The organism is Streptomyces olivoverticillatus (assembly GCF_014203555.1).
Classification (GTDB): Bacteria; Actinomycetota; Actinomycetes; order Streptomycetales; family Streptomycetaceae; genus Streptomyces; species Streptomyces olivoverticillatus.
In genome coordinates this window covers 201,901-223,229 of sequence record NZ_JACHJH010000003.1, presented here as the reverse complement: position 1 = coordinate 223,229, position 21,329 = coordinate 201,901, and the positions used below count along the sequence as shown (strand labels likewise).

Genomic DNA, 21,329 nt, shown 5'->3' with positions numbered 1-21,329 from the left:
CCCGCCATGGCGGTACTGGGGGTGGATTCGGGCGGCTCGGGGCTGCGGCTGGCCCTGGCCGCCGACGGCGGACCCGCCCTCACGTGGTCCACCCCGGTGCCTGTGGAGACAGGCGCCCGGGGAATCGACGCCGGGGCCTTCCTCGACCGGATGCTGCCCGCCGCCCGAGAGCTGCTCCGCCGGGCCGGATCACGCCGTTGCGAGGCCGTCTGCGTGGGAGCCTCCGGCATGTCGACGCTGGGCAGGGACCTGCGCGCCGTCCTGCCGGGCGCCCTGCGCGAAGCACTCGGAGTGCACCGGCTCGCTCTCGCCTCCGACGCGGTGACCGCCTACGCCGGAGCGCTGGGCCAGCGGCCCGGTGCCGTCGTCGCCGCCGGTACGGGCCTGGTGGCGCTGGGCACCGACCTCACCCCGGACGGGGGGTGGCGACGGGCGGACGGCTGGGGGCATCTGCTCGGCGACTGCGGCAGCGGCGCCTGGATCGGGCGGGCCGGGCTGGAAGCGGCGATGCGCGCCCACGACGGCCGCAACGGCGGCTCCGCACCGCTGCTGAAACGGCTGGAAGCCGTCTTCGGTCCGGCCGGTGAACTGCCCGGCCGGCTCTACCCGAGGGCGGATCGGCCGGCCGTGCTGGCGTCGTTCGCCCCCGAGGTCGGCCGGTGCGCGGCCGACGACCCCATCGCGGCGGACATCCTGCGTACAGCCGCCCGGCACATCGCCGAGACCGCGGCGGCCGTCTGCCCGGGCCCGGCCGGACCCGCCGCGCCGGCCGGCATCTCCTTGGCACTGACCGGGGGGCTCTTCCGGATGGGTGAACCGCTGCTCACACCCCTCCAGGTGGAGTTGCAAAAGCAAATTCCCTATGCGGTATCGACGGAGAGGGCGGGCGATCCGCTCCACGGCGCATTGGCCGTGGCCAGAGCCCTGACGACGGACAGCCTGACGCTCCCCGTCGATGGATCACTACTGTGCGTCGTTTGCTGATCACATCCGCCCTCATCGAATGGAGGCCATGAACAAATCCGGACAGACCTTGATCAGATACCCCCACCCAAACGCCCGAGTCCTATAAACGGCTAACATGCGGCGCCATGAGCTCCCCCACAGGGCCCACGTCCGGCCTGCCAGTACGAATGCCGCGTCCCCGCCAGTCAGGGCGGCACCGGCGACCGGAGCCAGCGGCCGCTCCGACGGGTGCGCCCCCGCTGGTGCTCGCCGTGCCCGGGACGCCCGACGTCTCCACCCGCCGCCTCGCCGAGGAGGCCCTCAGCATCGCCCGCTCCGAGCTACCCGGGCTCGATGCGCGGATCGGCTACGTGGACGCCGAGGACGACGCCGAGGGCTTCCCCACCCTGGATGCCGTCCTGGGCTTCATCGCCGCTCAGCAGGCCGCTCGCGCAAGCGAAGGCCGTGCCGCGGGCTCGGGCGAGGCCGCCGGTGACCCCTGGGCCGCGGCCCCGGCCGCCGTCGTGGTGCCGCTGCTGGCGGGACCCGACAACGCCGTGCTGCGCCGTATACGCCAGTCGGTCGTGAACTGCGGCGCAGCCGTCGAGCTGACCAGCACGCTCGGTCCGCACCCGCTGCTCGCCGAGGCCCTGCACGTACGCCTCTCCGAAGCCGGCCTGGCCCGCGCCGACCGCGCACGCCTGTTCACGGTTGCAACCGCCGCTGACGGCATCGTGCTCGCGACGGTCGGTGGCGCGGAGGCCGTGCAGGCCGCCGGCATCACCGGCATGCTGCTCTCGGCCCGCCTCGCCGTGCCGGTGCTGGCCGCCGCGCTGGACGAGGACGGTGCCATCGCCCGCGCCGCCGATCAGCTGCGCGGCTCCGGCTCCCGCACCCTCGCGCTCGCCCCGTGCCTGATCGGCCCCGAGATCGACGAGACGCTGACCGCGATGGCCGCGAAGGAGGCCGGCTGCTCGGCGGCCGAGCCGCTGGGCGCCTACCCGGCGGTCGGCAAGCTCGCCCTCGCCAAGTACGCGGAGGTGCTGGGTATCTCCCCGTCGCCGACGCTCCAGGGGACTCCGGCCCACTGAGCGGGTCGTGACCTGTGGGGGCCTCCGCCATGCGGAGGCCCCCACAGGCTTTTCCGCCGTGGGTCAGCCGAAGACCATGCAGGACACCGCAGGCATCGCGACCGACCCCGCGCGCCGGGGTATGCCGGTCTCGGCGTCGACGGCGAACCACGTCACGTCCCCGGACCGCTCGTTCGCGGCGTACAGCATCCGGCCGTCGGGGTGCGCGGTCAGATCGCGCGGCCAGCTGCCGCCGCACCTGACCGTATTGCGCAGTTCGAGGTTGTCACCCGAGGCGTCGAGTGCGAGCGTGGCGATGCTGTCGTGCCCCCGGTTGGCCGCCCACAGGAAGCGGCCGTCGGCCGAAACCACCGGCTCCGACGGGTAGTTGGCCTGCTCCACACCGGCCGGCAGCACTCGCGTCTCTCCCACCGTCTCCAGCACTCCGGCCTCCGCGTCCCAGCGGCAGACGGTGACGGTCGACTCCAGCTCGTTGAGGACGTACGCACGGTCGCCCCGCGGGTGGAAGGCGAGGTGCCGGGGGCCGCTGCCGGGCCGCAGCGGCGTCTGGCCGTGCGCGCGGGGAGCACCGGCCGCCGGGGAGAGCGCGTAGCTCCACACCGAGTCCGTGCCCAGGTCGGCCGAGAGCACCCAGCGCCCGGAGGGATCCGGCACGACGGCATGCGCATGCGGCCCGTCCTGCCGGTCGGCCACCGGTCCCTTGCCGTGGTGCGGGAAGACGACGGGCGGGGCGCCCAGCCCCCCGCCGGGCAGGACCGGCAGCACACTGACGCTGCCCGAACCGTAGTTGGCGGTGAACAGATGCCCTCCGGCGTACGCCACGTGCGTGGGACCGCGGCCGTGCACGGGCACGGGAGGGCCCAGCAGCCTCGGCCGCGCCGGGTCGGCAAGGGAGAAGGCGGCGGCCGCGCCCTCGTCCGTCTCGCTCACCGCATAGAGCACGTCGCCATCGGGCGAGAGCGCCAGAAACGAAGGATTGGCGAGCTCGCCGATCGTGTGTACGGGCGTCAGGGCGCCCGTCTCCCCGTCCACCTCGGCGACGGTCAGGCCGTGGCCGCCCGCTTCGGTGAACGAGCCGATGTACGCCAGGCACCCCCGCTGTCGCATGCCGGCCATGGTGCCGCCCCCTTCCGCCCGATGACTGCGCGTCGGATCGCTGCATGCCGGATCACTGCGCGCGTCTGAGTCACTGTGCCTCGGATCACTGCGCGTCCGACGCTACACGGCGGCACCGACAATCCCCGGCGGCACTCAGGCGTCGACGAAGACCCCGCGCGGGCTGGTGCGCAGCGGTGTGGCCAGTGAGGTGAGAGAAGCCTCCAGCTGGTGCAAGTGGGTGAGGGCCCGCTCGGCGCCGGGGTGGTGGTGCGGGTGCGCCGCGAGCTCGCCCGCGGGCAGGGGTGCCGCTTCGGAGACGAGAAGGGCGTGCAGCGCGGTCTCGACCCGTCGGCAGGCGGCGGTCATCCGGGCGTCGTGGGAGGCGTCGGGGTCGGCAGCCACGGCTGCCAGCCCGCGCGCCTGCCGGGCGCACTCGTCGAGCTCCGCCAGGACCTGCCGGGCCCGCTCCTTGCGGGCCCGCAGCGGGCTGAGCGGATGCAGCAGCGGAGCCAGCGAGACGCGCACCTTGCCCAGGAGCAGTTCCAGCTCGGCGACGTGCGGGCCGGGGTCGGCGAGCTCGTCGCCCGCCAGCCTGCGCGCCGACTCCGCGGTGCAGTGGCGCACCGCCAGCAGCGCGCGCCGGATCCAGGCGTCGGTGACGGCGTGGGTGGTCACGGGCAGCACGACGGCGAGGGCGAAGGCCGAGCCCAGCGCGCCGACCAGGGTCTGCTCGAAGCGCAGTGCCAGCAGCCCGGGGTGAAGCACGCCCAGCAGGCCGTAGAGCATGCCGGCCATGACGGTCACGAAGAACATCATCCAGCTGTACGAAGGGGCGGCGGTGTAGAAGATGCCGAAGACGCAGACGGCCACGAGGGCGAGGGAGGGCACGAGCGCGCCGTGCAGCGGCACGGCGACGAGGAGGCCGACGGCGATGCCCGCGACCGTGCCGACGACCCGGCGGAAGCCGCGGACCAGGGTTTCGCCGCGGGCGGCGGTGTTGACGAAGATCCACCAGGCGGTGCCCACGGCCCAGTACCAGCGGTCGTGGGAGACGATCTGTCCGGCACCGAGCGCGAGGCCGCACGCGACGGTGGCCTGGAACGCCTGGCGGGTGGTGTGGCGGGCGAGGCCGCGGGCCGCGAGGGGTGCGGGACCTGCGGGCGGCGGGGTATGGCGTTCGATGCACCAAAGGCCGAAGCGGACCATGGCGCACACGGCGAGAGCCATGGCCATGGCGGCGTACAGAGCGGGAAGCTGTGCCGGGACGGCGCGCAGGAACTGGGTGGCGAAGAACATCATGAAGCCGAAGATCCCGAGCGCCTGCCCGCGCGCTCCCCAGCGCCGTGCGTAGACGCCGCAGAAGACGACGGCGAGGAACGCCGCGTCGCGGGTCGCGGGCAGGGCGTGCAGAGCGGTCGCCAGCGCGAGCACGGGGGCTCCGACGGCGGGCAGCAGGGCGGTGGTGACCGCCTGGCGGCGGGCGCTGGGGTCACCGACGACGAAGAGGGCGAGCAGGGCCGTGAGCCCGCCCAGGATGGTGGCGGGCAGCGGGAGACCGGCCGCCTCGGCGACGCCGACCGACAGGCTCACGCCGATGACGGCGCGGGCCGCGGTGCGGAGCCTGAGCCGGCCCGGGTCCGGTGCCACGAACATCCTCTTCAGGGCCGCCGCCTCCTCTTGCTGTGTGTTCTCCGGCTGCCGCGGCACATGCGCGCGGACCCGCCCATACGAAAGGCGCTGCGGGGTCCGGAAACGGCTTCGTTGCCGTCCGGCGCAGCCCAGCGCAGCGCCATCAACGCCTTCAAGGTAAGCGGTGGCGACTCAATGGCTCAAGAGCTCTGTGATCCACTGAGCCATTGGTACAGTGCTGGCGCCGGAACATCGACCACGAGGGAGCCGTTGGCCCATGGCTGTGGACGCGCTGGACGCCAAGATCCTTCGACTGCTGCTGGAGCAGCCGCGTACGAGCGTGCGCGAGTGTGCCCGGCTGCTGGGCATCGCGCGGGGCACGCTCCAGGCCCGGCTCGACCGTCTGGAGCGGGACGGCGTGATCACGGGAACGGGGCCTCGGCTGTCCCCCGCGGCCCTCGGCCACCCGGTGCTGGCCTTCGTGCACATCGAGGTCACCCAGGGGCACCTGGACACGGTGGCGGACGCCCTCACGGACGTGCCCGAGATCATCGAGGCGTTCTCGATCACCGGGGGCGGCGATCTGATGGCGCGGGTCGTCGCGCGGGACGCCGCGCATCTGGAGGACGTCATCCAGCTGCTGGTCCGGCTGCCGGGCGTCGTGCGCACCCGTACGGAAATAGCGCTGCGCGAGCGGGTGCCGTACCGGGTCGTTCCGCTGGTGGAGGCCGTGGGGCGGGCTGCCGCGTCATCGTCCGGACGGCCAAAGACAACTGAGGAGCGTTAGGGACGGGAGCAGGGTGGCGCCCGATGTGTGACCCAACTTCTTCTTGCGTCGGAGTGAGTGCGATTATCTGCTCGCTCATCCCAACAAGCAAGGAAAAGGTAAATACATGGAGCGAAGTGGGGGAAGATCGGCGCGCCGCTGGGGCGCTGCCGTGATCGCCTCGACCGCTGCGGTGGCCGTCGCGGTTCCGGCAACGGCCGCCCAGGCCGCGAGCGGGCCGTCGGGGGTTCAGGCGAAGGGGGCCTTCCTGCTGGACAGCGGCCCCAACCGCCAGCTGTGGGCCAAGGACGCCGACACCAAGCGGCAGATGGCCAGCACCACGAAGATCATGACGGCGGTCACGGTCCTGGACTCGCCTGGGCTCGATCTCAACAAGAAGATCACCATCAAGCAGTCCTACCGTGACTATGTCGAGCGGACGGGTGCAAGCACGGCGGATCTCCGCACGGGCGACAAACTGACCGTCCGGCAGCTGCTGTACGGTCTGATGCTTCCGTCGGGCTGTGACGCCGCTTTCGCGCTCGCCGACAACTTCGGTACGGGCAGCACTGAGGCCGCCCGCACGAAGTCGTTCATCGCGAAGATGAACAAGAAGGCCGCCGACCTCGGCATGAAGAACAGCAAGTACGACTCCTTCGACGGCATATCGCAGGCCGGGGCGAACTACACCACCCCGCGCGACATGGCGAAGCTGGCCCGTAAGGCGCTGTCCAGCGCCACGCTGAGCACGGTCGTCAAGTCGACCCGCACCCAGCAGAAGGCGGCGAACATCAACCGCACCTACTACTGGGACAACACCAACAAGCTGCTGGGGTCCTACAAGGGCGCCATAGGCATCAAGACCGGCACCGGCACCTCCGCCGGACCCTGCCTGGTCTTCGCCGCGCAGCGCGGGCAGCGCACGGTGGTCGGCGTCATACTCAACGACCCGACCAACCGCTACCCGGACGCCACCAAGATGCTGGACTGGGCCTTCAACACCAAGACGAAGGTGAAGCTGCGTCAGCTGCCGCCGTCCGCCCAGAAGGACTGACACACAGAAGGACTGACGCACAGCAGCTGACACAGCGCAGCTGACGCGCCGGCGCCGAGGCAGGGCGCCGACGTCAGCCGAGGAAGGTCAGCCGTACCTGGCGGTCCGGGTTGTCCCGGTTGGTATCGACCAGACACACGGACTGCCAGGTGCCGAGCTCCAGCCGGCCGCCGATGACCGGCAACGTCGCGTGCGGCGGCACGAGGGCGGGCAGCACATGGTCGCGGCCGTGGCCCGGACTGCCGTGCCGATGCCGCCAGCGGTCGTCGGCCGGAAGCAGATCACGCAGCGCGGCGAGCAGGTCGTCGTCGCTGCCCGAGCCGGTCTCCAGGACGGCGACCCCGGCCGTCGCATGCGGGACGAACACATTGAGCAGTCCGTCACGGCCGGCCGCCGCCTCGCGCAGGAAGGCCTCGCAGTCGCGGGTGAGGTCGTACACGGTCTCCGAGGAACCGGTCCTCACGTCCAGGACGTGGGTGCGGAAGGTGTCGGTCATGGCTCCATCTTCGTATGCGCACCGCCGGGAAGGGATCTCCCCCCTCCGCTGTTAGTGGAAATATGAACAACAGCCGGGTGCGTGAGGTCGAGGTCGTGGTGGCGGGGGCCGGACAGGCGGGGCTGTCCAGCGCGTACCACCTGCGCCGTGCGGGCTATGAGCCGGACCGGGATTTCGTCGTGCTGGACCACTCGCCCCGCCCCGGCGGGGCCTGGCAGTTCCGCTGGCCGACGCTCACCTACGGCAAGGTGCACGGCATGCACGCGCTGCCGGGCATGGAGCTGACGGGCGCGGACGGCTCGCGGCCCTCCTCCGAGGTCATCGGCGCCTACTTCGCCGACTACGAGCGCGCCTACGACCTGCGCGTCCACCGGCCGGTCCGAGTGGACGCGGTGCACGAGGGCGAGGGCGGACGGCTGCGCGTCGTGACCTCCGAGGGCATCTGGTCGGCCCGTGCCCTGATCAACGCGACCGGCACCTGGGACCGCCCCTTCTGGCCCCGCTACCCCGGTCAGGAGAGCTTCCGCGGCCGCCAACTGCACACGGCGGACTACCCGGGCCCGCAGGCGTTTGCCGGCCTGCGCGTGGTCGTGGTCGGCGGCGGCACCTCCGCCGTCCAGCAGCTGATGGAGATCGCCGAGGTGGCGGCCGGCACGACCTGGGTGACCCGACGGCCCCCGGTCTTCCGCGAGGGCCCCTTCGACGAGATACGCGGGCGCGACGCCGTCGCACTCGTGGAAGACCGGGTGCGGCGCGGCCTGCCGCCCCAGAGCGTGGTGTCGGTGACGGGTCTGCCGATGACCGCCGCCATGGAACAGGCCCGGGCGGCGGGCATCCTCGACCGGCTGCCGATGTTCGACCGGATCACCCCCACCGGTGTGGCCTGGGCCGACGGCACCACCGCCGACGCCGACGTCATCCTCTGGGCCACCGGCTTCCGCCCCGCCATCGACCACCTCGCACCGCTCAAGCTGCGCGAATCCGGCGGCGGCATACGGCTCGAAGGCACCCGCGCGGCCGCCGACCCACGCATCCACCTCGTGGGCTACGGGCCGTCGGCCAGCACCATCGGAGCCAACCGGGCGGGCCGCGCCGCCGTCCGCGAGATCCGGGCGCTGCTGGGCGAGCCGGAGCGGTTCGCAGGGCCGGCGCGAGCGGAGGAGGCCACCGGAGCGCGGGAGACCATGGGGCTGGTGGGGCTTGGGGGTCCTTCACACATCCCACTCGCTGCGGCAGTATAAGGCGCGGAAGATCATTCGGCCGGGCTCCGGCCGTCTGTCTCATCCGGGGAGCCGTCGGCGAGCGGATGTCAGAGGTGCCATGCGGGTAGGTCTCTTCGTCACTTGCGTCAACGACACGCTCTATCCCCGCACCGGCCGCGCGGTCGTCACCCTGCTGGAACGCCTGGGCGTGCACGTCGACTTCCCCATGGATCAGAGCTGTTGCGGCCAGCCGCTGTACAACACCGGCTACCGGCATCACACCGAACCCCTGCTCCTGCGCCATGCCGCCGCCTTCCGCGATCACGACTACATCGTCACCCCTTCCGGCTCCTGCGCCGCCATGGTTCGCGACAACTACCCGCGCATCGCCCGGCGAGCAGCCTTTGAAGGCCGTGGAAGCCGTGAGGTCACGGCACTGGCCGAGGCGGCGGCGTGCACGGCATCCAAGACGTACGAGCTGACCGAGTTCCTCGTCGACGTGCTGGGCGTGACCGACGTCGGTGCCCGTTTTCCGCATCCGGTCACCTACCACCCCACCTGTCACGGCCTGCGCGTGCTGGGCCTGCGAGACCGTCCCCGCCGTTTGCTGGAACACGTCGCGGGACTGGACTTGCGCGAGCTCGGTGGCGCGGAGGAATGCTGCGGCTTCGGCGGCACCTTCGCCGTCAAGAACGCCGCCGTCTCCGCCGCGATGGGCGCCGACAAGGCACGTGCCGTCACGGCCACCGGCGCCCATGCGGTCTGTGCGGTGGACAACTCCTGCCTGATGCACATCGGCGGCATCCTCTCCCGCGACAACTCGCCCGTACGCCCCGTCCACATCGCCGAAATCCTGGCCAGTACGGATGGAAACCTCCCATGAGCGGTACGTACCCCGGCACTCCGTTCCCACAGGCCGCCGCAGTCTCGACCGGGGATCGGACCCTGCGCGCCAATCTCCGGCACGCCACCCACACCATCCGCGCCAAACGCGCACGCGCCGTCGCCGAGCTGGAGGACTGGGACCGGCTGCGCGCCGCCGGCGCCGCCATCAAGGACCGCACCCTCCGCCATCTGGACCACTATCTGGTGCAGTTGGAAGAGAACGTGACCCGAGCCGGGGGCACGGTCCACTGGGCGGCCGACGCCGCCGAGGCGAACCGCATCGTCACCGAGCTCGTCCAGGCCACCGGCGAGACGGAGGTCGTCAAGGTCAAGTCCATGGCCACCCAGGAGACCGGCCTCAACGCCGCCCTCGCCCAGGCGGGCATCCGTGCCTATGAGACCGACCTCGCCGAGCTCATCGTGCAGCTCGCGGACGACCTCCCGTCCCACATCCTGGTCCCGGCGATCCACCGCAGCCGCGCCGAGATCCGCGACATCTTCCGCGACCGCATGGCCGACTGGGGCCGCCCCGCACCCGACGACCTCACCGACCGGCCCGCCGACCTCGCCGAAGCCGCGCGCGTGCACCTGCGCGACAAGTTCCTGGGCTGCACCGTGGGCGTCTCCGGCGCCAACTTCATGATCGCCGAGACCGGCACCCTGGTCGTCGTCGAATCGGAGGGCAACGGCCGGATGTGCCTCACCCTCCCGGACACCCTGATCTCCGTGGTGGGCATCGAAAAGACCGTACCCGCCTGGAAGGACCTCGAGGTCTACCTTCAACTGCTCCCCCGTTCCTCGACCGCCGAGCGCATGAACCCCTACACCTCGATGTGGACCGGCACGACCGACGAGGACGGCCCGCGCTCCTTCCACCTGGTGCTCCTCGACAACGGCCGCACCGACACCCTCGCCGACCACGTCGGCCGGCAGGCGCTGCGCTGCATCCGCTGTTCGGCCTGCCTCAACGTCTGCCCCGTCTACGAGCGCGCGGGCGGCCACGCCTATGGATCGCCCTACCCGGGCCCGATCGGCGCGATCCTCACCCCCCAACTGCGCGGACTCGCCTCCCCCCTCGAAGAGTCCCTGCCCTTCGCCTCCTCCCTGTGCGGCGCCTGCTACGACGTGTGCCCCGTCGCCATCGACATCCCGGAGGTCCTCGTCCACCTGCGTGAGCGGGTCGCCGAGGGTGGTGAGACGACGGTCCGCGGCACTCGCACCGTCATCAAACCGGCCAGGAAACACACTGCCGAGCGCATCGCGATGCGCGCCACCGGCTGGGCGCTCAACCACCCGGCCGCGCTCCTGAAAGCCCAGCGCCTGGCAGCCCGCAGCCGACGCTTTCACCCCCGGCGGCTCCCGGGACCGGGCCGCGCCTGGACCGACACCCGCGACCTGCCCGCAGTCCCCGCCGAACCCTTCCGCGACTGGTGGACCCGCACCCACGGCGGCACCGCATGAGCACGAACACCAGCCGGGAGCGCGTCCTGGCGCGGATCCGGCGCGCACTGTCGGACGTGCCCCGCCACGAGCGGCCGGGCGATCACCCCGTGCCCCGCGACTATCTGCTCACGCACGGGGAGCGGACACCGCAGGAGTCCGTCACCCTGCTCGCCGAGAACCTCGCGGACTATCGCGCCACCGTGCACCGCACCGATGCGGCCCGGCTGCCCGCGCTCCTCGCCGAGCTCCTCGACCGCCGCGGCCACCGCCGCGCCGTCGTGCCGCACGGGCTTCCGCAGGGATGGCTGGCGCAGACATCCATCGAGCTGGTCCCCGACTCCCCCTTGTTGACACCCCGTGAGCTGGACGCCGTGGACTGCGTCGTCACCGGCTGCGCGCTGGCCATCGCCGAGACCGGGACCCTCGTGCTGGACGCAGGCCCCGGGCAGGGGCGCCGACGCATCACGCTCGTCCCCGACCACCACCTGTGCGTCGTGCGCACCGCCGACCAGATCGTGGACTCGGTGCCGCAGGCCCTGCGGCGGCTCGACCCCAGCCGTCCTTTGACCTGGATCTCGGGCCCGTCGGCCACCAGTGACATCGAACTGGAGCGAGTCGAGGGGGTTCACGGGCCGCGCGACCTGGAGGTGATCCTCGTGGACGGCGATCCTCAAGCCCTCACTCCCCCTGCTTGACGGCCGGCCCGCTCCCCGGCCGACACAGCCTGACTTCGGTGCACCATCCCCCGTGGTCTTCATGAACGCCAGGCTAGGGAAAGAACTTTCGGCGTGCGGCCGTCCATCCACAGCACCGGTCGTATCATCCGACCCATGGGAGGTGTCGAGTTGGAACTGCCACTGCGCGGAGTCACGGTCGTCGCCCTGGAGCAAGCCGTCGCGGCCCCCTTCGCCACCCGTCAGCTCGCGGATCTCGGCGCACGGATCATCAAGGTCGAGCGGCCGGGGCGCGGCGACTTCGCCCGCGGCTACGACCGCCGGGTCAAAGGGCTCTCCACCTATTTCGTCTGGACGAACCGGGGAAAGGAGAGCGTGGTCCTCGACCTCAAGGACGGTACGGACCGCGCCCTCGTCGACCGGCTCGTCGAGCAGGCCGACGTATTCATCCAGAACCTCGGCCCCGGAGCGGCGGAGCGTCTCGGCCTGGGCGGCACCGCCCTGCGCGCCCGCCACCGACGACTGATCACCTGCGACCTGTCCGGCTACGGACCCGAGGGTCCCTACCGCGACAAGAAGGCCTACGACCTCCTGGTGCAGTGCGAGGCCGGACTGGTCTCCATCACCGGCAGCACCTACTTCCCGGCCAGGCCCGGGATTTCCATCGCCGACATCGCCGGCGGAATGTACGCCTTCACCGGCATCCTCACCGCGCTCTACGAGCGCGAGCGCACCGGCAACGGTTCGGCGGTGTCCGTCTCGCTCTTCGACGCGCTGGCCGAGTGGATGGCACACCCCTACTACACCCAGGCGTACGGCGGCACACCGCTCACCCGCAGCGGCGCCCGGCACCCCTCCATATCGCCCTACGGCCACTACCGGTGCGGTGACGGCGCCCACGTCTTCCTGAGCGTGCAGAACGAGCGCGAGTGGGCCGCCCTGTGCGAACGCGTTCTGCGACAGCCGGAATTGGCTCACGATCCGCGCTTTGCCGACAATCCACAGCGGCACGTCCATGACGACGAGCTCACCGCCGTCATCGAGAAGTGCTTCGCTTCGCACACCGCAGACGGTCTCTCGGCGCTTCTCGACGGAGCCGGTATCGCCAACGCCCGACTGCGGACGGTCGCCGAATTCGCCGACCATCCGCAGCTTGCCGCGCGAGACCGCTGGCGCGACTTCGACTCCCCCGTCGGACGGCTGCGCGGGCTGCTTCCACCGGTCGAAGTGGCCGGTCGAGAAGCGGCCATGGGCGCGGTGCCCGCGCTCGGCGAGCACACGGCTGCGATTCGCGCGGAATTCGCGTGCCCGGGGCATCACGGGGATTCCGCGGCCGAGTAGTCACCGGTGGATCCGCGTTTCTCCCCGAGCCCCCGGTCGGCTCCTCAGACTCTTGCCGTGAGATGGGTGTCGCGGCGTACCAGCGCGGCATAGTGGCCATTGCCCGCCACCAGCTTGCGGTGCGTGCCGCGCTCGGCGATGCGCCCCTTGTCGAGGACGATGATCTGGTCGGCGTCCCGGACCGTGGAGAGCCGGTGCGCGATGGTGATCGTGGTACGCCCGGCGGAGAGCGCGTCGATGGCCTTCTGCACGGCATGCTCCGTGCGGGTGTCGAGTGCGCTGGTGGCCTCGTCCAGGATGAGGACGGGAGGATCGCGCAGAATGGTCCGGGCTATGGCCAGGCGCTGCTTCTCACCGCCGGAGAAGCGGTAGCCCCGCTCGCCGACCAGGGTGTCGTATCCGTCGGGCAGCGCGGCTATGTGGTCGTGTATCTGCGCTGCCCGGGCCGCCGCCTGTATCTCCTCGTCCGTGGCATCGGGCTTGGCGAAGCGGAGATTGTCGGCGACGGAGGCGTGGAAGAGGTAGGTCTCCTGCGCCACCACGCCGACCGCACGGGAAAGGGTGTCGAAGTCGAGGTCGCGGACGTCGACGCCGTCGAGCAGGACCCGGCCGCCACTCACGTCGTACAGCCGGGGCACGAGGTAGCTCAGCGTGCTCTTGCCCGACCCGGTCGGCCCGACCACGGCCAGGCTGCCGCCGGCCGGGATGGCGAGGTCGATACCCGTGAGCGCGGCGCTCGACTGGTCGTAGGAGAAGGAGACGTTCTCGAAGCGGACTTCGCCGCGGATCCTCTCCAGCCGCATGGGCTTCTCGGGTTCGGTGATCTCCCTCGGCAGGTCCAGGTATTCGAAGATCCGCTGGAAGAGCGCGACGGACGTCTGCATCTGCACCCCGGTGGACAGCAGGCTGACGGTCGGCCGGAAAAGCCCCTGCTGGAGCGAGACGAACGCCACCAGTGTGCCGAGGGAAATGGCTGGACCGCCTGCCTGCAAGGCGATTCCGGCCGCCCAGTAGATGACCGCCGGCAGGGCGGCCATCACGATGCCGATGCTGGCCATCCGCCACCGGCCGGCCATGCTGGCCCGCACCTCGAGCCCGACCAACCGCTCGGACTCCACGCTGAACGCCTTGGTCAGGGAGTCGGAGCGGCCCATCGTGCGGCCGAGCAGGATGCCGCTCACGGACAGCGACTCGGTGACCATCGCAGCCATGACGGCCATCTGCCGCTGCCGCTGCGCCGTGATCTTCTTGCGCTCGTCGCCCACGCGGTGGCTGATCCACACGAACAACGGCATCAGGAGCAGGGAGACGACCGTCAGCCGCCAGTCCAGGGCCACCATCGCGACGATCGTGGCGATGACACTGGTGAGGTTGGAGACCAGCGAGGTGGCGGTGGAGGTCACGGTCGCCTGCATGCCGCCGATGTCATTGGCGATCCGGGACTGCACCTCGCCGGTACGGGTGCGCGTGAAGAAGGAGAGCGGCATGCTCTGGAGCCGGCCGTAGACCGCGGCGCGCAGGTCGTGCATGACCCGCTGGCCGACCGTGGTGGAGATGAGCGTCTGCAGCACGCCGAAGGCGCTGTTCACCACGGCGGCGGCGATCATGCCGAGGGCGAGCAGGCTCAGCAGCCCCGTGCGCCCGTGGGGGATGGCGACGTCGAGCACCTCCCGCAGCATGAACGGAGAGGCGACGGTGACCAGGGATGAGGCGGCCACGAGCAGCCCGACCAGGGCGAGCCTGCCGCGATACGGATGGAAGAGCCGGAGGATGCGCCGCACCTGCGCGGGGCGGTCCGGGTCAGCGGGCGGTGGTGTCCAGTCCCATTCGTCGTGAGGCATGGGCTCCTTCAGGAGGGTCGCAGAGCACGGATGACACTGACCTGAGAAAAGAGCTTAGCTCACAGTTACCTATGCTCACAATGGAGATCCTCCTGATAGGCTGCCGATCATGACGGCCCCCGACGCGTCCGGACAGCTTGCCGAGCAGCTGCTGCGGCTCACCCGCAGGCTGCACCGCGCCCAGAAGCGCTATCTGGACCCGGTCGGCATCACCCCCGCCCAGTCACGGCTGCTGCGCACCGTCGCGCACTACGACACGCCCCCGCGCATGGCGGATCTCGCCCGGCACCTCGAGGTGGTGCCCCGCGCGGTCACCACGCTGGTCGACGCGCTGGAGGCCAACGGAGCGGTGCGCCGGGTGCCGGACCAGTCGAACCGCCGCGTGATCCGCATAGAGCTCACCGACCAGGGCCGTTCCACCCTGCGCGAACTGCGCGAGGCGCGGCGGGCGGCCGTGGAGGACCTCCTGGCCCCGCTGACCGCCGAGCAACGCCACGTGCTCGGCGGCCTGCTGACCGAACTGCTGGCCCGCCCGGACCACACCGGCTGACCGGGGAGCGTCAGCAGCGCTGCCGGTCCTCCGTCAACTCCCCCTGGGCGGTGGCGAGCGTACGGTCGTAGCAGAGGCCCGGCCCGTCCAGGCGGTAGCGCTCGCGGGAGACGCCGGTGGCATGCCGCTGGTCGCGCGGGACGTTCTGGTTGTAGGCGGCGTCGCCGGTGTAGGTGTCGTCCATCCGCGACCAGCCCTGGCGCATGCCGCCGCGCAGGGTGGCGCTGTCCGCCCGGTCCCCCATCGTCATGACGGTGCGCAGCCGGTTGCCCGCTCCGACCGAGGTCTCACCGTCCATCGTGTAGACCCGGTGGGCCCGGGTGACGGTCGCCGGTCCGCGACCCGAGACGGTGACCGTCTCGTCGTCCTCCCACCGCGCCTTGAGCGCGTCCACGGCTTCGCCGTCGGTCCAGCGGTGGACGGAGGAGCCGGTGACCTTCCGGGTGACCGTCGTCGTGATGCGGCCGTGAGAGGTGTCCACGTAGCCCGTGAGCGCCATGTCGTGCCCGCCTTCGGACTTCAGCCGGTTCTCGGTGCCCGGCTCGTACGCCGTCGCCCCCGCCGGGTCGCCCGGCTTGTGGGCGACGAGCGCGCCGGTGACGCGCTCCGCCTTGGCGTCCTGCCACACCAGGATGTTCGTCGGCGTGCTCCAGCCGCTCTGCCCCTCGGGCACACCGGCGACCGATACCGAGATCCGGTGCGGCTTGCCGTCGTTCAGCACCCCTGCGAACGGCGTGAGGTCGTACTCCACCGGCCGGACGTCGAAGGCCCGCGGCCCCGGAATCACGTACCACAGGAAGGGATTGGACCAGCCGCCGGTCCACACGGTGGGGTAGGGAGCGGCGATTCCGGCGAGCTTGCCGTCCACCGCGATCCGCACCTCGCGGTACGGCCCGTCCTTGGCCTTGCAGGAGTACGGCGCCGCGTCCGGCACGGTGAGGTACCAGAACTCCTCGCAGCCACCGCCCGATCCGGTGGCGTAGACCTCGGCCACGATCCGTTCGCTGTTCCGTGGAGTGGTCAACCGGCCTTCGTACACCGCGCCCTCGTTGTGGGCGCCGTCCAGAGTGAGGACCTTGTCCGGGGTCTGCGCGGGCTTGACCCGGCCCTCGGCCTTGTAGAACGTCAAGGTCGCCTTGACCTTGATCACGCCCGTGTAGGTGCCGTCCACCACGTTGCCGATGAGCATCTCGACCGGCTGCTCGGTGCGGAGGGTGGGCGCGTAGCGGGTGACGTCCTTCTCCACCTTCCAGGTGATGCCTTCCGGCGAGGGTTCCGGTGTGGAGGTACGCAGGACCTCCACACCGCCTATGTGCAGATAGCCGAGGCGGTCGAACTGACGTCCCGCCACGGCGCCTTCGAGTGTGAGGACGACCTTGTTCCAACGGTCGCCGCAGCGTTTGGGCGGCAGGTAGGTGCCCTTGTAGGGCGTGAAGTCGCGGAACTCGGTGTCGGCGAGGGTCACCTGGCACGACGTGGTGTCTGGGGTGGCCACCGGTGGGGCCGCGGTGACCGGATCGTGCCAGTCGGTGCCGAATTCGGTAGGCGCTGCCGCGGCAAGAGCCGGGCTCATGCCCAGCATCAGGCCGACGGCCGCGGCGCACAGCGCGAGAAGCAGTCGTCTCATGGGGCAGGAGTGAAGCGCGTCGGGCTGCAGCACACCAGTACCCCTTTGGCCGGATGCGCTGCAACCGCGGAAAACCAATTGAATTCGGCACTCGCGTAAGGCGAACCTTGCACAGCTGCCATCAACTCGTGCCGACCTTTGGGACGTCATGCAGATTCGCGATCTTCCGTATGCCGATCCGGGTCGGCCCGACGTACGGTCCGGTCCCCGGCTGCTGGTCTGGCTCTCGCGCAAGCAGTGGACCGGGCTGGGCCAGGCCATGGCGTGGGGCGTGGTGCACATGACGGCCGTGGCGCTGTTCCCGCTGGCCGTGGGCCTTGCCGTGCAGGCCGTCTCCGACCGGTCCGGCGGGCGTCTGGCCGCGGCGGGCGGATTCATGCTGGTCCTCGGCGCGCTCACCGCGCTGGGCGACATGATGCTGCACCGCAGGGCGGTCACCAACTGGATCGGCGTCTCGGCCCGTTTGCAGCAGCTGCTCGCACGCAAGGCGGCCGAGTTGGGTGCCGCGCTGACCCGGCAGGTCGCGGCAGGTGAGGTGGTGGCCGTCTCGACGGGTGACGTCGAGAAGATCGGCTGGTTTGTGGAGGCGCAGTCGCGCTTCGCCTCCTCCGCGTTGACGTCCGTGGGCGTGTGCGTGGCGCTGGTCGTCTACCAGCCCGCGCTGGGCCTGGTGGTCGCGGCCGGTGTCCCGGTCCTGGCCCTGGCCGTGCTGCCGTTGCTGCCGCACGCGACGAAACGGGCCGACGAGCAGCGGGAGAAGGCCGGCCGGGCCACTGAGCTGGCATCGGACACCGTGGCCGGCCTGCGGGTGCTGCGCGGCATCGGCGGCGAGGAGCTCTTCCTGTCCCGCTACCGTCTGGCCTCGCAGGAGGTGCGCAAGGCGGCGGTGCACAGTGCCCGGATGTGGGCGCTGATCGCGGCGGTGCAGGTGGTGCTGCCGGGCCTGCTGCTGATCGCGGTGGTCTGGTACGGCGTGGGGCTGGTGCGGGACGGCCGGATCGGTGTGGGCGAGTTGGTGACCGTCTACGGCCTGGTCACCTTCCTGCTCTTCCCGCTGCAGCAGTTCGAGGAGATCGCCATGGCATACTCCTTCTCCCGGCCCTCCGCCCAGCGCACGGCCCGCGTCCTGGCACTCCGGCGCCCGACGGCGGCCGAAAGCGATGGAGAGAGCCACGTCGTGCCGACGGGCGGGCTGAACGACCCGGCGAGCGGCCTGCTGGCGCCCGCCGGGCAGTTGACCGCCGTGGTGTGCGGCGACCCGGACGCCGCCGGACGGCTCGCCGACCGGCTGGGCGGCCATGCCGCGGACGACACGGGTGATCTGCCCTCCGTGCTCCTGGGCGGCACAGCGTTGAACGGCCTGCCCCGGGAAACCGCCCGTGCCGCGGTCCTGGTCCAGGACAAGGACCCGGTGCTGCTGTCGGGCACGCTTGCGGAGCTGCTGGACGTCCCCGCTTCCGGCGCGGTGGCGGCGGAAGCCGCCCTGTCGGCCGCCCAGTGCGGCGACGTGCTGGCCGCCTTGGCCCGGTCCTCGGCGGACGGTCCGGGCGACCCGATGCAGGCCCGGATCACCGAGCGCGGACGCTCGCTGTCCGGCGGGCAGCGGCAGCGGCTGGCTCTCGCCCGTTCGCTGGTGACCGACCCGGAGGTGCTGGTCCTGGACGAGCCGACGTCCGCGGTCGACTCGCACACCGAGGCGCGGATCGCGGACGGGGTGCGGTCGCTGCGCAAGGGCCGTACGACGGTGGTGTTCACCTCCAGCCCACTGCTGCTCGACCGTGCGGACCGCGTGGTGTTCGTCCAGGAGGGCCGGGCTGTGGCGGCGGGCTCGCACGCTGCGCTGCTGCACTCCGACCCCGCTTACCGCGCAGTCGTCACCCGTCGGACGGACGACGAAGCGGACCTCGGCCTCTTGGAGTTCGACACGAGCGAACAGATCGGGGAATCGGCATGATCGGCCTGGTGCCACCGGAGTACGACCCGGCCGCCCCGGAATCGGCGACGACGCTGCCGGTCGGCAGGCCCGCCACGGTGCGCGGCTATGTCAGGGGCCTGCTGCGCAGACACCGTGGGGCGTTCACCGTGCTGGTGAGTGCCAACACGATCGCGGTGCTCGCCTCCATGGTCGGCCCGTACGTGCTGGGCGGACTGGTCGAGAGCCTGTCCTCGGGCAAGGGAGACGTCCCGCTGGGCCGTACGGTCTCCTTCTTCGCCGTCGCCTTGGCGGTGCAGACCGTCTTCGTCCGCATGGTGCGGCTGCGCGGGGCGGTGCTGGGCGAGCAGATGCTGGCCGATCTGCGGGAGGACTTCCTCGTACGGTCGGTGGCGCTGCCGCCGAGCGTGCTGGAGCGGGCCGGGACCGGCGATCTGCTGTCCCGCATCACCACGGACGTCGACCGGCTGGCCGAAGCCATGCGGGAGGCCGTTCCCCAGCTGACGATCGCCCTGGTGTGGACGGCGCTGCTGCTGGGCGGACTGACGGTGACCGCACCACCGCTGGCGCTGTCCGTGCTGATCGCGCTGCCGGTGCTGGTCGTCGGCTGCCGCTGGTACTTCCGCAGGGCGCCGAGCGCCTACCGTTCGGAGGCGGCGGGGTATGCCGCGGTCGCCGCGACGCTCGCGGAGACCGCGGACGCCGCGCGGACCATCGAGGCACACCGGCTGGGCCGGCGCCGCGTCGCCCTCTCCGACCGGCGGGTCCTGGAGTGGACCGGCTGGGAGCGCTACACCCTGTTCCTGCGCTCGGTTCTTTTCCCTGTGGTCAATGTGACGCACGTGCTGCTGCTGGCCTCGGTGCTGATGATCGGCGGGGTGTTCGTGCTGCACGGGTGGCTCTCCGTCGGGCAGCTGACGACGGGCGCACTCCTCGCGCAGATGCTCACCGAGCCCATAGGGATGATTCTGCGCTGGTACGACGAGCTGCAAGTGGCCCAAGTGTCGCTGGCCCGGCTGGTCGGCGTCCGCGAGATCGAACCCGATGGCGCGGACGGGCGGCTGAGCCCGGCGGGCCGGGATGTCCGGGCCGAGGAGGTGCGCTTCGGTTACGTGCCAGGCAGCGACGTGCTGCACGGCGTCTCCCTCGATGTGCGGCCCGGCAGCCGGGTGGCGCTGGTCGGCCCGTCGGGTGCCGGCAAGTCGACGCTGGGCCGGCTGATCGCCGGGGTCTACGCACCGCGCGCCGGTGCCGTGACGCTCGGCGGCGCCGAACTCTCCCGGATGCCCACCGAGCACGTGCGCCGCCATGTGGCCCTGGTCAATCAGGAGCACCACGTCTTCGTGGGCTCCTTGCGCGACAACCTGCTGCTGGCTCGGACCACCGCCGAGGACGGCGAGCTGTGGGCCGCGCTGGGGGCGGTCGACGCCGACGGCTGGGCCCGGGGCCTCAAGCAGGGCCTGGACACCGAGGTCGGCTCCGGCGGGCTCGCCCTCACCCCCGCCCAGGCACAGCAGATCGCCCTGGCGCGACTGGTGCTCGCGGACCCGCACACGCTGGTCCTGGACGAGGCCACATCACTGCTGGACCCGCGTGCGGCCCGGCACCTCGAACGGTCGCTTGCGAAGGTACTGGAGGGCCGGACGGTCGTCGCGATCGCCCACCGGCTGCACACCGCGCACGACGCCGACGTGATCGCGGTGGCCGAGGACGGCCGGATCAGCGAGCTGGGCAGCCATGACGAGCTGATCGCCGCGGACGGAGCGTACGCAGCGCTCTGGCGGTCCTGGCACCAGTGACGGCCGCGGGGGCGGATGTACGGGCTCCCGAACACCGGCCTGAGCCGCGCCTACCCGGACCGCGGCCCGTCGGCCCTCAGAAGAGTTCCAGCGCGCCGAGCCCCGCGACACCGCCGAGCACCATGAACGCGGGCATGAGGACCTTCAACTCCACCCGGCTGCCCGCACGGAAGCGCATGGCCTTCGGCGGCCCAAGCGGATACCACCGCTTGCGGCCGATGGGTATGGGCCACAGGATCGGGCAGCCGGAGACCGTGAGCGCATCCCCCAGGTCGTGCACCAGCGCACCCAGCACGATCGGCAGCCCCAGCCACATGTACTCCTGCCCGGGGTCGCCGAAGAGCCAGTCCGAGCCGTTGCCCGGCTGGTTGAGGATGCCGGCCAGGATCCAGGCGCCGGCCGCGCCGAGCAGCCACACCAGTACATCGCTGGAGGTGCGGGCCATCCGCCACAGAAGCCCTTCGACGGCGAGCACGACGTGGACGAAGAGGATGGCGAGCACGGCCCAGCGGCCCCCGACCATGGCCAGGCCCGAGGCGCCGGCCCCTATCAGCAGGGCCCACAGCGCGGTGTGCGTGAGGGTGCGGTGGCCGCCGTTGCGCCGGGGGTCGCCCTTCATCCTGGTCGCCTTGTACACGCTGTGTGACAGCGCGTCGATGATGCCGCACAGCGCGCGCGACAGCGGTCCGAACGCCCGCGATATCGTCGCCGACTTGTGGTCGAGGTCCGGGGCGAGCGCCGCTCCCGCGCAGATCATCGCGCCGACGGCCAGGACCGGCCAGGGCATTGGATGGCCCGCCGCGGCCACTGCGGCACCCAAGCACAGCCAGGCGGCCGCCCCCGACAGCGAGTGCGCCGGTCCCATCATGGTCGTTCCCACCCCTTGTGTTGATCGGCGTCGGGCCTTCCCGACGCCCGGTCGGCCACTCAGCGTAACCCCGGAATGATCATCCTT

Annotated in this window: 18 protein-coding genes; 12 read left to right on the top strand and 6 right to left on the bottom strand. The window is 71.4% G+C overall.

Annotated elements, in window-relative coordinates; all coding sequences use genetic code 11:
- Positions 1 to 6 precede the first annotated feature (6 nt).
- A complete protein-coding gene (locus FHS39_RS11465) occupies positions 7 to 984 on the top strand; it encodes an N-acetylglucosamine kinase (RefSeq protein WP_184349166.1) in 978 nt (325 codons plus the stop codon).
- 107 nt (positions 985 to 1,091) lie between these two features.
- Complete coding sequence (locus FHS39_RS11460; RefSeq protein ID WP_184349165.1) at positions 1,092 to 2,036, top strand: sirohydrochlorin chelatase family protein; 945 nt, start codon at positions 1,092 to 1,094, stop codon at positions 2,034 to 2,036.
- A gap of 63 nt (positions 2,037 to 2,099) precedes the next feature.
- Here FHS39_RS11460 and FHS39_RS11455 read toward each other — a convergent pair whose 3' ends face one another.
- Positions 2,100 to 3,143, bottom strand: a complete 1,044-nt coding sequence (locus FHS39_RS11455; protein ID WP_184349164.1) for a lactonase family protein — start codon at positions 3,141 to 3,143, stop codon at positions 2,100 to 2,102.
- A gap of 144 nt (positions 3,144 to 3,287) precedes the next feature.
- Positions 3,288 to 4,787 carry an FUSC family protein gene (locus FHS39_RS11450; RefSeq protein ID WP_184349163.1) on the bottom strand — a complete coding sequence of 500 codons (1,500 nt, stop codon included), beginning with the start codon at positions 4,785 to 4,787 and terminating at the stop codon, positions 3,288 to 3,290.
- A gap of 253 nt (positions 4,788 to 5,040) precedes the next feature.
- On the opposite strand from FHS39_RS11450, the gene FHS39_RS11445 reads away from it, so the two are divergent.
- Both FHS39_RS11445 and FHS39_RS11440 read left to right on the top strand, forming a co-directional pair.
- The gene (locus tag FHS39_RS11445) at positions 5,041 to 5,550 is read left to right on the top strand and encodes an Lrp/AsnC family transcriptional regulator (RefSeq protein WP_184349162.1); all 510 of its coding nucleotides are present in this window, start codon (positions 5,041 to 5,043) and stop codon (positions 5,548 to 5,550) included.
- A gap of 106 nt (positions 5,551 to 5,656) precedes the next feature.
- Positions 5,657 to 6,583 carry a D-alanyl-D-alanine carboxypeptidase family protein gene (locus FHS39_RS11440; protein WP_184349161.1) on the top strand — a complete coding sequence of 309 codons (927 nt, stop codon included), beginning with the start codon at positions 5,657 to 5,659 and terminating at the stop codon, positions 6,581 to 6,583.
- A gap of 73 nt (positions 6,584 to 6,656) precedes the next feature.
- Here the strand turns inward: FHS39_RS11440 and FHS39_RS11435 are convergent, their stop codons facing one another.
- Entirely contained in the window at positions 6,657 to 7,079 is a 423-nt protein-coding gene (locus tag FHS39_RS11435; protein ID WP_184349160.1) for a secondary thiamine-phosphate synthase enzyme YjbQ, read from the bottom strand.
- Positions 7,080 to 7,141: 62 nt separating this feature from the next.
- Between FHS39_RS11435 and FHS39_RS11430 the strand changes: the two genes are divergently transcribed.
- The 5 genes from FHS39_RS11430 (at position 7,142) to FHS39_RS11410 (ending at position 12,624) form a co-directional block, all read left to right on the top strand.
- On the top strand, positions 7,142 to 8,320 hold the full coding sequence (locus FHS39_RS11430; RefSeq protein WP_184349159.1) for an NAD(P)-binding domain-containing protein: 1,179 nt from the start codon (positions 7,142 to 7,144) through the stop codon (positions 8,318 to 8,320).
- A 79-nt stretch (positions 8,321 to 8,399) separates the two neighbouring features.
- On the top strand, positions 8,400 to 9,164 hold the full coding sequence (locus FHS39_RS11425; protein ID WP_184349158.1) for a (Fe-S)-binding protein: 765 nt from the start codon (positions 8,400 to 8,402) through the stop codon (positions 9,162 to 9,164).
- Positions 9,161 to 10,627, top strand: coding sequence for a lactate utilization protein B (locus FHS39_RS11420; protein WP_184349157.1), 1,467 nt, complete (start codon positions 9,161 to 9,163; stop codon positions 10,625 to 10,627). The genes FHS39_RS11425 and FHS39_RS11420 overlap by 4 nt, the downstream gene beginning before the upstream one ends.
- On the top strand, positions 10,624 to 11,304 hold the full coding sequence (locus tag FHS39_RS11415; protein ID WP_184349156.1) for a LutC/YkgG family protein: 681 nt from the start codon (positions 10,624 to 10,626) through the stop codon (positions 11,302 to 11,304). The genes FHS39_RS11420 and FHS39_RS11415 overlap by 4 nt, the downstream gene beginning before the upstream one ends.
- 135 nt (positions 11,305 to 11,439) lie before the next feature.
- Positions 11,440 to 12,624 carry a CaiB/BaiF CoA transferase family protein gene (locus FHS39_RS11410; protein WP_184349155.1) on the top strand — a complete coding sequence of 395 codons (1,185 nt, stop codon included), beginning with the start codon at positions 11,440 to 11,442 and terminating at the stop codon, positions 12,622 to 12,624.
- Positions 12,625 to 12,668: 44 nt separating this feature from the next.
- On the opposite strand, the gene FHS39_RS11405 is transcribed toward FHS39_RS11410, so the two are convergent.
- Complete coding sequence (locus tag FHS39_RS11405; protein WP_184349154.1) at positions 12,669 to 14,465, bottom strand: ABC transporter ATP-binding protein; 1,797 nt, start codon at positions 14,463 to 14,465, stop codon at positions 12,669 to 12,671.
- A gap of 109 nt (positions 14,466 to 14,574) precedes the next feature.
- Between FHS39_RS11405 and FHS39_RS11400 the strand changes: the two genes are divergently transcribed.
- Positions 14,575 to 15,015: a MarR family winged helix-turn-helix transcriptional regulator gene (locus tag FHS39_RS11400; RefSeq protein ID WP_045931939.1), complete on the top strand. Its 441-nt coding sequence runs from the start codon at positions 14,575 to 14,577 to the stop codon at positions 15,013 to 15,015.
- Positions 15,016 to 15,025: 10 nt separating this feature from the next.
- Here the strand turns inward: FHS39_RS11400 and FHS39_RS11395 are convergent, their stop codons facing one another.
- Entirely contained in the window at positions 15,026 to 16,642 is a 1,617-nt protein-coding gene (locus tag FHS39_RS11395; RefSeq protein ID WP_184349153.1) for a peptide-N4-asparagine amidase, read from the bottom strand.
- Between the two features lie 148 nt (positions 16,643 to 16,790).
- Between FHS39_RS11395 and FHS39_RS11390 the strand changes: the two genes are divergently transcribed.
- A complete protein-coding gene (locus tag FHS39_RS11390) occupies positions 16,791 to 18,596 on the top strand; it encodes an ABC transporter transmembrane domain-containing protein (RefSeq protein ID WP_184349152.1) in 1,806 nt (601 codons plus the stop codon).
- Complete coding sequence (locus FHS39_RS11385) at positions 18,593 to 20,374, top strand: ABC transporter ATP-binding protein (RefSeq protein WP_184349151.1); 1,782 nt, start codon at positions 18,593 to 18,595, stop codon at positions 20,372 to 20,374. The genes FHS39_RS11390 and FHS39_RS11385 overlap by 4 nt, the downstream gene beginning before the upstream one ends.
- A gap of 76 nt (positions 20,375 to 20,450) precedes the next feature.
- Here the strand turns inward: FHS39_RS11385 and FHS39_RS11380 are convergent, their stop codons facing one another.
- Entirely contained in the window at positions 20,451 to 21,242 is a 792-nt protein-coding gene (locus FHS39_RS11380) for a metal-dependent hydrolase (protein WP_184349150.1), read from the bottom strand.
- Positions 21,243 to 21,329 lie beyond the last annotated feature (87 nt).

Excerpts from the sequence above, each read along its gene's own strand:
- FHS39_RS11465 (WP_184349166.1), top strand. The coding sequence starts at position 7 with ATGGCGGTACTGGGGGTGGATTCGGGCGGCTCGGGGCTGCGGCTGGCC.
- FHS39_RS11460 (WP_184349165.1), top strand. The coding sequence starts at position 1,092 with ATGAGCTCCCCCACAGGGCCCACGTCCGGCCTGCCAGTACGAATGCCG.
- FHS39_RS11455 (WP_184349164.1), bottom strand. The coding sequence starts at position 3,143 with ATGCGACAGCGGGGGTGCCTGGCGTACATCGGCTCGTTCACCGAAGCG.
- FHS39_RS11450 (WP_184349163.1), bottom strand. The coding sequence starts at position 4,787 with ATGTTCGTGGCACCGGACCCGGGCCGGCTCAGGCTCCGCACCGCGGCC.
- FHS39_RS11445 (WP_184349162.1), top strand. The coding sequence starts at position 5,041 with ATGGCTGTGGACGCGCTGGACGCCAAGATCCTTCGACTGCTGCTGGAG.
- FHS39_RS11440 (WP_184349161.1), top strand. The coding sequence starts at position 5,657 with ATGGAGCGAAGTGGGGGAAGATCGGCGCGCCGCTGGGGCGCTGCCGTG.
- FHS39_RS11435 (WP_184349160.1), bottom strand. The coding sequence starts at position 7,079 with ATGACCGACACCTTCCGCACCCACGTCCTGGACGTGAGGACCGGTTCC.
- FHS39_RS11430 (WP_184349159.1), top strand. The coding sequence starts at position 7,142 with ATGAACAACAGCCGGGTGCGTGAGGTCGAGGTCGTGGTGGCGGGGGCC.
- FHS39_RS11425 (WP_184349158.1), top strand. The coding sequence starts at position 8,400 with ATGCGGGTAGGTCTCTTCGTCACTTGCGTCAACGACACGCTCTATCCC.
- FHS39_RS11420 (WP_184349157.1), top strand. The coding sequence starts at position 9,161 with ATGAGCGGTACGTACCCCGGCACTCCGTTCCCACAGGCCGCCGCAGTC.
- FHS39_RS11415 (WP_184349156.1), top strand. The coding sequence starts at position 10,624 with ATGAGCACGAACACCAGCCGGGAGCGCGTCCTGGCGCGGATCCGGCGC.
- FHS39_RS11410 (WP_184349155.1), top strand. The coding sequence starts at position 11,440 with ATGGGAGGTGTCGAGTTGGAACTGCCACTGCGCGGAGTCACGGTCGTC.
- FHS39_RS11405 (WP_184349154.1), bottom strand. The coding sequence starts at position 14,465 with ATGCCTCACGACGAATGGGACTGGACACCACCGCCCGCTGACCCGGAC.
- FHS39_RS11400 (WP_045931939.1), top strand. The coding sequence starts at position 14,575 with ATGACGGCCCCCGACGCGTCCGGACAGCTTGCCGAGCAGCTGCTGCGG.
- FHS39_RS11395 (WP_184349153.1), bottom strand. The coding sequence starts at position 16,642 with ATGAGACGACTGCTTCTCGCGCTGTGCGCCGCGGCCGTCGGCCTGATG.
- FHS39_RS11390 (WP_184349152.1), top strand. The coding sequence starts at position 16,791 with ATGCAGATTCGCGATCTTCCGTATGCCGATCCGGGTCGGCCCGACGTA.
- FHS39_RS11385 (WP_184349151.1), top strand. The coding sequence starts at position 18,593 with ATGATCGGCCTGGTGCCACCGGAGTACGACCCGGCCGCCCCGGAATCG.
- FHS39_RS11380 (WP_184349150.1), bottom strand. The coding sequence starts at position 21,242 with ATGATGGGACCGGCGCACTCGCTGTCGGGGGCGGCCGCCTGGCTGTGC.